A 12,369-nucleotide genomic window follows, 5' to 3' on the forward strand; every position below is an offset into this window, starting at 1 on the left:
GCGGTGTGATGCGAAAACGTAGATTGGCCGACCGGTTGCCCGCCTGGGCCAAACCGACGATGCCCAAGCGTGAGGAGATGGCGCAGAACCGTTGGCTTGCACCCATAGCCCACAGGTTCCTGAGCCCGGAACTGTGGCGCTTCACCCGTCGTTCGGTGCCGCGCGGTATAGCGCTTGGGCTATTTTGCGCCTTCATTGTACCCGTCGGTCAGATCTTTCTTGCCGCATTCCTCGCGCTGCCCACCCGCGCCAACGTACCGCTTGCCGCCCTGGCGACCTTCATCACCAATCCTTTCACGCTCGCCTTTTGGATCGGTATTGCGAAATTCATTGGCGAGTTCATCCTGCGCCACAATCAGGCGGCGGTTGTTGCTACCGAAGGTTGGTCAGCCTGGTTGCTGGAAACCGCGGGTGTTGTCGCTTTCGGCTTCCTCACACTGGCCGTTGTCGCCTCCACCATTGGCTACCTCATAGCGGGCGTCGTCTGGCAGCGGATGGTGCTTCGCCGTCGCCATCGGCAGCTGCAGAGGCTGGAGATGGAGCTGGATCGTCGTCTGCGCGAGCAGGGCGATGCCTGACGACCGTCTAGATACTAGCCAAGCTCCGCGGCCCGGTCTGCTTCCACCATTGCCGCTCCTTGCGGGTCTGGCGCTTGCGGTGGTCTGCAGCGTGGCGCTGGTCTGGCTGGTCGGAGAGGATACGCTGACAGCATCGGCTTACGGCAGCGCATTGCTCGTGGTGGTGATACTCGGATTAATTATCGCTCGCCGGGCAGAGGAGACCGACTCTACCCTCCCTGCGCTGCCCGACTGGTCTGTTACCGTGGCCGCAATCGAGCACCCGTCTCAGGCTGTGGCCGTGACCGACAGGGCAAATCGGCTGACCTGTGCGAACCGGCGCTACATCGACTGGTTCGGAGAGCAGAACTCGCCCCCGAACATCCCCGTCAGCGCGGAGGCGCAGAGCCATCTGCTGACCCTGGCGCGCACCGCATGGCGCGATGGCAAGTGCGCCGCGCCAAGAATAGCCGACGATGACGGAGAGCGCTTCTGGGACATCAGCGTGGAACGCGTGGGGAGGGGCGAGAACTACCTTGTCTGGCGCTTCGCTGAAGTGGTGCCTCGGCGCTTGGGTGATGGAGTGGCAGCCGAGGTATCCGGCCCGTTTGGTGCCGTCCTGTCGCGCGCCGGTATCGAACTGGCGCTGGTCGGCCCCGATGGTCTGGTGCTTGCCGGCACGCCGGGCCTCTCTGAACGCGCGCTGGGGAATGCAAAGCAGCCGACCTCCGGTCAGGAATTCGTTAATCTTCTGCGGGTGGACGAGGAGGATCGGCTGTTCTTCGCGGCCGAGGGTCAGGAAGGCACTCCGCAGACGCTGGTCCACATCCCGCTTGATGCACCGGAGGCGCGGCATACGAGCGACGCGGACAAAGCGCCTTCTCTGATGCTTCTGATAGACAGCAGCGTCAGCGTAGGAGGCGGTTTCGACAGCTCTAGCCAGAGTGCGATGCCTCAGCTCGAAACTCTGCTGTCGGCATTGTCGCTCGGCATTGCGACCACCGACAATGATGGACGGTTCCTGTTCGCCAACAAGGCTTTCCTGAGGGCCACGGGGCTGGGTGGCAAGCGGCTGCCGCAATACCCGTCCGACCTTGTCATTGCCGAGGACAAGGGACCACTCGCCGACGCAGTGCGCCGGCACGCCAAGGGGCCAGCGGCCAGCGGCGATATTCCAGTCAGGTTTGCCAGTGAGCCTGATGAACCCGTATCTGTCGGCCTTGCGGGGGTGCGGGGTATTGGCGAAGCCGCCGTGCTGCTGTCGCTGAGCGACTCGACAGAAGAGAAGCGCCTTCGCCGCCAGGTCGCGCAGGCAACCAAGATGCAGGCGGTTGGCCAGCTGGCGGGCGGCGTCGCCCATGACTTCAACAACGTGCTCACGGCGATAATCGGTTACTGCGATCTGATGCAGTTGCGCCATGTGCCGGGCGACAGCGACTATGACGACATTCAGCAGATCAAGGCGAACTCAAATCGGGCGGCTTCCCTGACGCGGCAGCTGCTGGCATTCTCCCGCCAGCAGACGCTCCGGCCTGTGGTGCTGCAGCTTCCCGACGTGGTCAGCGAAGTAAGCCAGCTGCTGACCCGGTTGATGGGCGACCGCATCGAATTCAGCGTCAGCCACGATCGCAATCTCGGCGCCGTGCGGGCGGATCCGCAGCAGCTCGAACAGGTGATCGTCAACCTGGCGGTCAACGCCCGGGATGCCATGCAGGCGCGCGGCGACGGATCGGGCAAGCTGACGCTTTCGACCCGGCGGATCAGAGCGGCTGATGTTCAGCGGATGAACGTGGATGCGATGCCGGTGCACGACTATACCGCGCTGATCGTGTGCGATACCGGCGGGGGCATACCGCCGCATCTGCTGAACAAGATTTTTGAGCCGTTCTTTACCACCAAGGAGCAGGGCAAGGGCACCGGGCTGGGGCTTTCCACCGTCTATGGCATTGTGAAGCAGTCGAACGGATGGATCTTCTGCGACAACATTCCTGCTCCCGACGGCAAGCCGGTGGGTGCCTGCTTCACCATCTATCTGCCCGTTTACGACGGACCTGAAACGGCGCAGGCTGCGGTGCAGCGCGTGAAGTCGCGCGGTGCGACGGCGTGGTCAGGCGGTGCCCGGCTCTTGCTGGTCGAGGACGAGGACATGGTGCGTGCGGTTGCCGAACGGGCGCTGGCGCGGGCAGGCTATCTGGTAACGGCGTGCAGCGATGGCGAGGAGGGACTTGCCGCCATCGCCAATGGCGGCGACTTCGATCTGGTTCTGACAGACGTGGTGATGCCGGGAATGGATGGGCCGGCGATGGCGCGCGCCATCCGCAAGACCAAGCCGAACATCCCCATTCTCTTCATGTCCGGCTATGCCGAGGAGCAGCTGCGCCGGGACATCGACATCAAGGACATGCACTTCATACCCAAGCCTTTTTCGGTGCAGCAGATCAATGACAAGGTGGCGGAGGTACTTGCGGCAGAAGAGCGCGAAAACGCGTGATATCTCAACAAGTTTGTAAGCATGTTGGAAGGTAGGATTTTTACCACGTTCACCTCTTGTTCTACCGCTTTGAACCCTCTATCTAGCTATCCATGACAGCGGCGACGTTTACCGCTGTTCAATCGATGGAGGCCATGTCATGGCGGCGAACTTGAAAGTGGTAGACGGTAAGGACGGGAATTTGGACCGGCAGAAGGCACTGGACGCGGCTCTCGCGCAGATTGACCGCGCGTTCGGCAAAGGTTCGGCGATGAAGCTGGGCAGCCGCGAGGCAATGCAGATCGAGGCGGTTTCGACCGGTTCGCTCGGCCTCGACATCGCTCTTGGGATTGGCGGTCTGCCGCGTGGCCGGATCATTGAAATCTATGGTCCGGAAAGCTCCGGCAAAACGACGCTTGCGCTGCACGCTATCGCAGAGGCGCAGAAGCTGGGCGGGACGGCTGCCTTTGTCGATGCGGAGCATGCGCTCGACCCGGCCTATGCCAAGAAGCTTGGTGTGGACATCGACGAGCTAATCGTCTCCCAACCCGACACCGGCGAACAGGCGCTGGAGATTACCGACACGCTGGTGCGTTCGAATGCGATTGATGTATTGGTGGTCGACTCAGTTGCGGCGCTGGTCCCGCGGGCGGAGATCGAAGGCGAGATGGGGGACAGCCATGTCGGCTTGCAGGCCCGCCTGATGAGTCAGGCGTTGCGCAAGCTGACCGGGTCCATCAGCCGGTCCAAGACCATGGTGATCTTCATCAATCAGGTGCGGATGAAGATCGGTGTGATGTACGGCAATCCCGAGACGACAACTGGCGGCAACGCGCTGAAATTCTATGCCTCGGTGCGCCTGGACATCCGGCGGACGGGCCAGATCAAGGATCGCGACGACATCGTCGGCAACACGACCCGTGTGAAGGTGGTGAAGAACAAGGTTGCGCCTCCGTTCAAGCAGGTCGAGTTTGATATCATGTACGGAGAGGGCATTTCCAAGCTGGGAGAGATCCTCGACCTTGGCGTCAAGGCAGGCATCGTCGAGAAGTCCGGCTCCTGGTTCAGCTATGACAGCACTCGCATCGGTCAGGGCCGGGAAAACGCCAAACAATTCCTGAAAGACAATCCCGAAATGGCCGACCGGATCGAACAGGCCGTGCGGGGCAAGCAGGAAGAAGTTGCAGAGGAAATGATGATTGGCTCTGACGCGGATGACGGCGCCGAGTAGACGCCGCCTTCCGTTCTGACACAGCAAAACTTGTCCTTGGCAAGTGCAGCGGGGCAGATCACAACGTGACTCTGCTCCGTTGGCGTGCCCGGTTGCTTCATGGCGGCCCTTGGCTTTCCTGAACTGCCTTGCCGCCTGCCGGCTCAACGCCTAATTCGAGCCGATGACTTCCACCAACGATATCCGCCGCTCCTTTCTAGACTATTTCGCCAAGGCGGATCATCTCGAGGTGGCTTCTGCACCGCTGGTGCCGTTCAGCGACCCGACGCTCATGTTCGTGAACGCCGGGATGGTCCCCTTCAAGAACGTCTTTACCGGACGGGAGACCGCGCCGGCCCCGCGCGCCACCAGCAGCCAGAAGTGCGTTCGGGCGGGGGGCAAGCACAACGATCTCGACAACGTCGGCTATACCGCGAGGCACCACACCTTTTTCGAGATGCTGGGCAATTTCAGCTTCGGCGACTACTTCAAAGAGCAGGCGGTCCTGCACGCCTGGACACTTTTGACGAAGGAGTGGCAACTTCCGGCTGACCGGCTCACCGTCACGGTCTATCATACCGACGACGAGGCTCACGGCCTCTGGCGCAAGATTGCGGGCCTGCCTGACCACCGCATCATCCGCATCGCTTCGACCGATAACTTCTGGTCCATGGGCGACACGGGGCCATGCGGACCCTGCTCTGAGATCTTTTACGATCACGGAGATCACATCGCTGGCGGCCCGCCGGGCAGTCCGGAGGAGGACGGGGACAGGTTCGTCGAGATCTGGAACCTGGTTTTCATGCAGTTCGACCAGTTGGCGGATGGATCACGCTCCGCCTTGCCCGCCCCGTCCATCGACACCGGCATGGGCCTCGAACGTATCGCCGCCGTCATGCAGGGGGTGCACGACAATTACGACATCGATTTGTTTCGATCCCTGATTGCTGCGTCGGAAAGTCTCACGGGCCGCAAGGCCGAAGGCGACGCGAGGGCAAGTCACCGGGTCATCGCTGATCACCTGCGGTCGGCCAGTTTCCTGCTGGCGGACGGGGTCATGCCCGCAAACGAAGGTCGCGGATACGTGCTGCGCCGCATCATGCGGCGCGCAATGCGTCACGCCCATCTGCTCGGCGCAGCCGAGCCGCTGATGCATCGACTGGTCCCCAGCCTGGTCGCCGAGATGGGGCAGGCCTTTCCCGAGCTGACGCGCGGGCAGCCGCTGATCACCGAAGTGCTGGAGCGCGAGGAGATCCAGTTCCGCCGCACGCTCGACAAGGGTTTGCGCCTGCTGGACGAAGAAGTCGCGCGGCTGAGGCCAGGGGATGAACTGAGCGGCGAAACGGCGTTCCGTCTCTACGACACGTTCGGATTCCCCTATGATCTGACAGAGGATGCTCTGCGTGCGCGGGGCCTCGGTGTCGATCGAAGTGGCTTTGATGCCGCCATGGCGCAGCAGAAGGCTGCGGCGCGCGCGGCATGGAAGGGCTCAGGCGAAACCGCCGCGCAGGAAGTCTGGTTCGACATCGCCGAGCGGGAGGGGGCCACAGAGTTCATCGGCTACGCCGCGACCTCAGGCGAAGCGCGGGTACAGGCGATCGTCAGGAACGCCAAGGAAGTTGACGAAGCTTCGGTGGGCGATGAAATCCGGCTGATCGTGAACCAGACGCCTTTCTACGCCGAAAGCGGAGGGCAGGTTGGCGATAGCGGCAGCATCCGAACGGATGGCGGCATGCACATGACCGTCACAGATACAGCCAAACCGCTGGGGAAACTTCACGCACATCATGGTCGCGTCGAAGAAGGTACACTGCGAGTTGGTGATGTCGTGCATCTTGAGGTCGACGCCGATCGGCGCGAGCGTGTGAAGGCAAACCATTCAGCAACCCATCTGCTGCACGCCGCGCTGCGCCTGAGGCTGGGGGAGCATGTGACGCAGAAAGGTTCGCTGGTGGCAGAAGACCGGCTGCGTTTCGACTTTTCGCATCCCAAGCCGCTTACGCCAGACGATCTGGCGGCGGTAGAGGCCAAGGTAAACCGGGAAATACGCGCCAATCATACGGTGACCACCCGGGTAATGTCGCCCAGCGACGCGGTGGAAGCAGGCGCTTTGGCGTTGTTCGGCGAGAAATACGGCGACGAGGTGCGCGTTCTGTCGATGGGTGGAGTAGGGGAGGGCGGCCGCAACTTTTCCGTCGAACTATGCGGCGGCACCCATGTAAACGCCACGGGCGATATCGCCCTGCTGCGCATCGTTTCCGAAAGCGCGGTGGCGTCGGGTGTGCGCCGGATCGAGGCGCTGACCGGCGACAGCGCGCGCAAGTGGCTGGTGGGCAAGGAAGAGACGCTCAAGGAAGTTGCGGGCACTTTGCGCACGACGCCGGAGGAGGTTGCGTCCAGGGTTTCGGCTCTGATGGAGGAGAAGCGCAGGCTTGAACGCGAGCTGGCGGCCGCGCGGCGGATTTTGGCAATGCAGGACAACTCTGAAGGGAGTAGCAAAGGAGATGTACCTGCTGACGAGACGGTTGGCGGCGTTCGGTTTGCCGGCCGTATTTACGACGGTCTCAACCCCAAGGAACTGCGCCCTCTGCTCGATCAGGAGAAGCAGCGCCTTGGCTCCGGCGTAGCGGTAATCGTGGCTGTGAACGACGGCCGTGCCACTCTGGGAGCGGCGGTCACGGATGATCTGGTGGGGCAGTTTGACGCTGTCACGCTGGTCCGGGAAGGCGTCGCCATGCTGGGTGGCACAGGGGGAGGTGGGCGATCAGACCTGGCGCAGGGGGGCGGTCCTTCCGGCTCTGACGCAGCGAAGGCGATTCAGCGTATCCGCGACATTCTGGGTGAGGCCGTTAGTGCCTGAATGGTGACCGGCGCCGCCCTCCGGCGACGCCGGGTCCGATTCAGCGCGGCCCTCTTGATCGACGGCCATTGTCTCCGTGGCTTCCCTTTTGCACGTCGATGCCCTTGGTGTCAGCTGGCCGATCCGGAGCGCGCGATGGCGGGCCTCCGCCAGCAAGAGTGTCGCTCACGTTCTGCGGCTTAAACTTCTCCTCGTTCGAGGTCGGCTTGGTCGGATCGTTGTTGTCGGCCATGATGCTCTCCTTTCCGGTTAAACCAGTGGGAGCCACTTTTGTTGCGCGTTACTGCTGCGTCTTCACTTGGCGACCCCTCTGCTCTTGAGCAGGGGAGGAAAGGGAAGGTCCCCCTCTTGCTGGATCATCTTGCGCAGCTCATCCCGCTTTTCATGGATCGAGGCGATGACCGGGCCCATCGGGAAGCCGAGATCGACGAGTATCGCCTCTGACAGTTGCAACGAGCTTTCCAGAGTCTCGGGCACGGCATGACTCGCTCCGCTGCGATACAGTTGCGCAGCGTGGGCCGCGTCGCGGGCACGTGCGATGATCGTGAGTGCGGGATGGGCGCGGCGCAGCTTGGCGGTCAGTTGCTGCGCGAGAACAGGTTCGTCCATTGTCAGGATCACAGCTGGCGCATTTTCCACGCCCAGCTTGCCTAGCGCTCCGCGGCGGGCGGCATTTCCGAACATCACGCTGAACCCCGCGCCCTTCGCCGCTGCCGCGACATCGCTGTCGGACTCGATGGCGACGTAGGGCTGACCGTGTCTGGTCAGCATCTGCGCAACGAGTTGGCCGACACGGCCCATGCCGATGATGATGACCGGAGGTCGGGTGTCCGTCGGGACCGGAGCAGGCAACATCGGATCGACTTGCCGGCCAACCAGTCGCCCCAGCTTCGCCAGCAGGGGAGTGACCGTGAGACCAATGGCGGTGACTATCTGCCAGAATTGCGCAGTTCCCGGCTGAATGAGCAGTGCGGCGCTGGCGGCGGAAAGCACGATCAGCGTGGTTTCGGACGGGCTTGCCATCAGGATGCCCGTCTCCGCCGCGGTGGACCGGCGGGCGCCCATCGCGCGGAGTAGCAGGCCGGTGACAAGCGCCTTGAAGGTCAGCACGACGATCACGGCCAAGAAAATCGCGCCTGCATAGTCCCAGACAACCGCGAGATCTATGGCCATACCGACAGTGATGAGGAAGATGCCGAGCGCCAGACCCTTGAATGGCTCCGTGATTGTCTCGACTTCGCCCTGATACTCGGTTTCCGCGATCAGCACCCCCGCCAGGAGCGCCCCCACGATCGGAGACAGTCCTACCGCACCCGTTGCCAGGCTGGCTCCGATGACGACCAGCAGGCTGGCGGCCAGGAACAGCTCCGGACTCTTGGTGCGCGCGGCCTGCGCGAAGAGGCGAGGCAGCGCCAATCGACCCACAACGAGCAGGGCCACGACAACGAGTGCACCCTGCCACAGAGTGTCCAGCAACCCGCCCCATCCTGCGGCCTGCGCATTCGGGGCCAACGCGCCGAGCATGAAGATAATGGGGACGATCGCCAGATCCTCGAACAGAAGCATCGACAAGGCTGCCCGGCCAACCGGGCTCGAAGTTCCGGAAATTGGCAGGACGATGGCTGTGGACGAAAGCGCAAGCGCCAGTCCCAGCGCGAGCGCTCCGGTCCAGTACTGTCCCAGCATCGCCAGGAAAACCGCCAGGGCGGAGCCGATGATGATCAGTTCCAGCGCCCCCAGACCGAAGACGAGCCGCCGCATCTGCCACAACCTTCTGAAAGACAGCTCCAGCCCGATGGCAAACAGCAGAAGAATGATACCGAGTTCCGCGAATGGCTCGAGCGCCTCGCGATCGCTGATGGTGATGTGGGACAGCCACGGCTGTTCGCTAACCAGCTTGCCCAGGCCGAATGGCCCCACCGCCACGCCGATCAGAATGAAGCCGATTACCGGCGAGATGCGGAACCGGTTGAACAGCGGGATTACAATTCCCGCTGCCCCAAGGATGACGAGGGCTTCTGACAGGAGGGGAGTATCGGTGAGTCCGTCAGCCATAGCCGTCGAGGGGTAGAGGCGGGGTGAGCAAAAGTCACCCGGCGCGCGTGACATGCAGGGGTAGTAGGCTATGACCTCAGCGCATGCAGACGGGAACCGTGATAACGCTTGGCCTCTACTTCGCGCTGATGATTGCCATCGGCGTCTTCGCGCAGCGCCGCGGCACGGCAGACAGCGCGGGGTATCTGCTGGCCGGTCGCAACCTGCCGCCGGCAGTGGCTGCCCTGTCGGCGGGCGCATCGGACATGAGCGGATGGCTGCTGCTGGGCCTGCCCGGGGCACTGTACGCGGCCGGGCTGGTAGAGGCGTGGATCGGCATCGGCCTGTTCGTCGGCGCACTGATCAACTGGATCGTCGTTGCACCCCGCCTGCGAACGCAGACCCAGGAACTTGGGGATGCGCTTACCATCCCGCAATTTCTCGCCAACCGGTTTCCCGAAAAGGCGCTGGCGCTGCGACTGGTGAGCGCTCTGGTAATCGTGCTGTTCTTCACCGTCTATACCGCTGCCGGCCTTGTCGGCGGGGGCAAGCTGTTTGCGACCAGCTTCGCCGGCCTGTTCGCCGGATGGGCGGTGTCGCCCTACATGGCCGGCATCGTGATCACGGCCACGGTGGTGGTCGCTTACACGATGATCGGCGGGTTCCTGGCTGTCAGTCTCACCGACTTTGTTCAGGGCATGATCATGCTGCTGGCGCTGGTGCTGATGCCCCTGGTGGTCATGTTCGGTGAAGGTGGGCGGAGTGGTGCATCGGTGGTCGAGCTTGGGCCGAGTTTCCTCAGTTTCACCGAGGGGCTGACGCTGATCGGGTGGCTGTCGGCGGTCAGCTGGGGGTTGGGATATTTCGGACAGCCGCACATAATCGTCCGGTTCATGGCCATACGGTCGCTGCGTGATGTGGCTACCGCTCGCTGGATCGGGATGAGCTGGATGGCGGTCTGCCTTGCGGGCGCCATAGGCGTGGGGCTGACGGGGCGGGCCTATGTGGAACGAAACGGTCTGACGCTCGCTGACCCGGAAACAATCTTCATTTTCCTGGCCGATACGCTTTTCCATCCGTTCGTCACCGGGTTCCTGCTGGCGGCGCTTCTCGCCGCAATCATGAGCACGGTTAGCTCACAGCTGCTGGTATCCTCGAGTTCTCTCACAGAGGATTTCTACCGCCTGTTCCTGCGTCGGGGGGCGTCGGAGCGGGAGTTGGTGATGGTCAGCCGCGGCGGCGTGCTGCTGGTTGCGCTGGCGGCGATACTCGTCGCCGGCGATCCGGACAGCCAGGTTCTTGGGCTGGTGGCGAACGCCTGGGCGGGCTTCGGCGCTGCGTTCGGCCCCATGATCCTCTTGGCGCTTACTTGGCGGGGCACCACTGGTGCAGGCGCTTTGGCCGGGCTTGTGACCGGCGCCGCCGTCGTCGGCGGATGGATCGCGCTGGGTTGGAACGCCAGCTTCCTTGGAGGCGCAGGCGTCTATGAGATTATTCCCGGGTTCGCCGCGTCCGCCGCTGCGGTCGTGCTGGTCAGCCTCGCCACGGGCCGGAGCCGACCCGTCAGCCAAGCCTGACCTGCGCCGGTGCGTATCGGCAGATCCTATCCGCCGCCGGGCGTGTGAGGTCCGGCAGGGCGCGACGCAGGGCTGTCGCGTTCCTCGCCGATGCGCTCCGGCACCTGGCCCACCCGCTTGTCCCAGCGGATGCGATAAAGGTCGAACCGCCGGTCGGCGAGGTTCTGGACCGTTCCCTCGGCTCGCGCCCATGCGAGGTCGGCAAGGTTCACGTCGCTGATGGTCAGCGTTTCGACGTTCTCGCTTGCTTCTGCTGCAATGCCGTCCCGGGCGAATGGAAAGTCGCACGGCGTCAGAATGCAGCTTTGGGCGTACTGGATGTCCATGTTGGCGACGTTGGGCAGGTTCCCGACATTGCCGCTCATGACGGTAAAGCACTGGTTCTCGATGCAGCGGGCCTGCGCGCAATAACGTACGCGCATGTAACCTTGCCGGCTGTCGGTGCAGAACGGAACGAATATGATCCGCGCGCCCTCATCCACCAGGCGCCGGGCGAGTTCGGGGAACTCGCTGTCGTAGCAGATGAGAACTCCGATCGGACCGCAGTCCGTCTGGATGGCGTCGATGGAATCGCCGCCTTTGATGTTCCACCAGTACGCTTCGTTGGGCGTGGGATGGATCTTCTCTTGCGAGTGGATCGATCCGTCGCGCAGGCACACATACGCGACGTTATGAATGTCACCGTCATCCATTCGGGTCGGGTGAGATCCGCCGATGATGTTGATGTTGTAAGACAACGCCATTTCCGACAGCTTTGCCCGGATGCGCGGGGTGTAGCGGGACAGCGTCTCGATCGCCTCCAGCGGAGAAAGCTCCTTTTCCTCGGCTGACAGGAGCATCAGCGTGAACATTTCCGGAAAGACTATGAAGTCCGCCTGGTAATCGCTTGCGACATCTACGAAATATTCGATGTGCCGCATAAATTCGTCGAACCCGCTGACGGCGCGGGCCTGCAACTGACAGGTGGCTATGCGGACGCTCTCCACATCGCGCGGAACGCGGTGCTTTTTCGGCTGATCGCTTTCGACATAGGGGTTGCGCCATACCATACGCACGGCAAAGGTTCTGGATTCGCGGTCTTCCGGAAGATAGCCGGCGATGATCCCCTCCGGCTCGAAGCCGTTGGCCAGCTGAAAGCGCAGCACCGGATCGTGCAGCTTGCTGTTAAGAACCATGTCGAGGTACTCGTCCGGTCCTCCGACCTTGCGCCAGTTCTTGCGCAGGCCCGGCATTCGTCCGCCAAACACGATGCCGTCAAGATCGAGCCGTTCTGCGAGCGCCCGTCGCTCCTCGTACAGCCGGCGGCCAATGCGGGTCCCGCGCACCTGCGGATCGACACACATCTCGTAGCCGTAAAGCCACTCGCCCTTAGGGTTGTGCCTGCTGCCAAACCCGCTGCCGGTGACCTCGTCCCAGCTGGCGTCCGAGAATGCCACCCGTTTGGACAGGCGCATGGACGCGCAGTAACCCACAACCTGGCCGTCCAGCTTGGCGATAAAACAGCCTTCGGGAAAGTTATTTAGCTGTCCGCGGATTTGCCCCAGCGTATAGGCAGGCAGGTCGGGGTAGGCCCGGAGGATCAATCCGGCAATCTCCCGTGCATCCTTGGCGCGGGCCTGCCGGACTTCCAACCGGGCCTTGCTGCGGGTTTCGGTCACAAG

At 62.8% G+C, this 12,369-nt stretch carries 8 protein-coding genes; 5 read left to right on the forward strand and 3 right to left on the reverse strand.

Features of this window, described 5'->3' with window-relative positions; translation table 11 throughout:
- Nucleotides 1-8: 8 nt before the first annotated feature.
- The 4 genes from LHJ54_RS09520 (at nucleotide 9) to alaS (ending at nucleotide 7,097) form a co-directional block, all read left to right on the forward strand.
- Complete coding sequence (locus LHJ54_RS09520; RefSeq protein ID WP_228243650.1) at nucleotides 9-578, forward strand: DUF2062 domain-containing protein; 570 nt, start codon at nucleotides 9-11, stop codon at nucleotides 576-578.
- The gene (locus LHJ54_RS09525; protein WP_228243651.1) at nucleotides 571-3,048 is read left to right on the forward strand and encodes a PAS domain-containing sensor histidine kinase; all 2,478 of its coding nucleotides are present in this window, start codon (nucleotides 571-573) and stop codon (nucleotides 3,046-3,048) included. The genes LHJ54_RS09520 and LHJ54_RS09525 overlap by 8 nt, the downstream gene beginning before the upstream one ends.
- 139 nt (nucleotides 3,049-3,187) lie before the next feature.
- Nucleotides 3,188-4,258: a recombinase RecA gene (gene recA, locus LHJ54_RS09530; protein WP_228243652.1), complete on the forward strand. Its 1,071-nt coding sequence runs from the start codon at nucleotides 3,188-3,190 to the stop codon at nucleotides 4,256-4,258.
- A gap of 163 nt (nucleotides 4,259-4,421) precedes the next feature.
- Nucleotides 4,422-7,097 (forward strand): alanine--tRNA ligase, encoded by a 2,676-nt coding sequence (gene alaS, locus LHJ54_RS09535; RefSeq protein WP_228243653.1) that lies wholly within the window; start codon nucleotides 4,422-4,424, stop codon nucleotides 7,095-7,097.
- 40 nt (nucleotides 7,098-7,137) lie between these two features.
- Here the strand turns inward: alaS and LHJ54_RS09540 are convergent, their stop codons facing one another.
- A complete protein-coding gene (locus LHJ54_RS09540) occupies nucleotides 7,138-7,329 on the reverse strand; it encodes a hypothetical protein (protein ID WP_228243655.1) in 192 nt (63 codons plus the stop codon).
- Nucleotides 7,330-7,391: 62 nt separating this feature from the next.
- A complete protein-coding gene (locus tag LHJ54_RS09545) occupies nucleotides 7,392-9,152 on the reverse strand; it encodes a cation:proton antiporter (protein WP_228243656.1) in 1,761 nt (586 codons plus the stop codon).
- Nucleotides 9,153-9,235: 83 nt separating this feature from the next.
- Between LHJ54_RS09545 and putP the strand changes: the two genes are divergently transcribed.
- Nucleotides 9,236-10,708, forward strand: coding sequence for a sodium/proline symporter PutP (putP, locus tag LHJ54_RS09550; protein WP_228243657.1), 1,473 nt, complete (start codon nucleotides 9,236-9,238; stop codon nucleotides 10,706-10,708).
- Between the two features lie 26 nt (nucleotides 10,709-10,734).
- Here putP and LHJ54_RS09555 read toward each other — a convergent pair whose 3' ends face one another.
- On the reverse strand, nucleotides 10,735-12,366 hold the full coding sequence (locus tag LHJ54_RS09555; RefSeq protein WP_228243659.1) for a bifunctional GNAT family N-acetyltransferase/carbon-nitrogen hydrolase family protein: 1,632 nt from the start codon (nucleotides 12,364-12,366) through the stop codon (nucleotides 10,735-10,737).
- Between the last annotated feature and the right edge of the window lie 3 nt (nucleotides 12,367-12,369).

Source organism: Porphyrobacter sp. GA68, from assembly GCF_022605525.1.
Taxonomy (GTDB): Bacteria; Pseudomonadota; Alphaproteobacteria; order Sphingomonadales; family Sphingomonadaceae; genus Qipengyuania_B.

Bases quoted from the DNA above. Each gene is read 5' to 3' on its own strand.
- alaS (WP_228243653.1), top strand. From the start codon at position 4,422: ATGACTTCCACCAACGATATCCGCCGCTCCTTTCTAGACTATTTCGCC.
- LHJ54_RS09540 (WP_228243655.1), bottom strand. From the start codon at position 7,329: ATGGCCGACAACAACGATCCGACCAAGCCGACCTCGAACGAGGAGAAG.
- LHJ54_RS09520 (WP_228243650.1), top strand. From the start codon at position 9: ATGCGAAAACGTAGATTGGCCGACCGGTTGCCCGCCTGGGCCAAACCG.
- LHJ54_RS09545 (WP_228243656.1), bottom strand. From the start codon at position 9,152: ATGGCTGACGGACTCACCGATACTCCCCTCCTGTCAGAAGCCCTCGTC.
- LHJ54_RS09525 (WP_228243651.1), top strand. From the start codon at position 571: ATGCCTGACGACCGTCTAGATACTAGCCAAGCTCCGCGGCCCGGTCTG.
- recA (WP_228243652.1), top strand. From the start codon at position 3,188: ATGGCGGCGAACTTGAAAGTGGTAGACGGTAAGGACGGGAATTTGGAC.
- putP (WP_228243657.1), top strand. From the start codon at position 9,236: ATGCAGACGGGAACCGTGATAACGCTTGGCCTCTACTTCGCGCTGATG.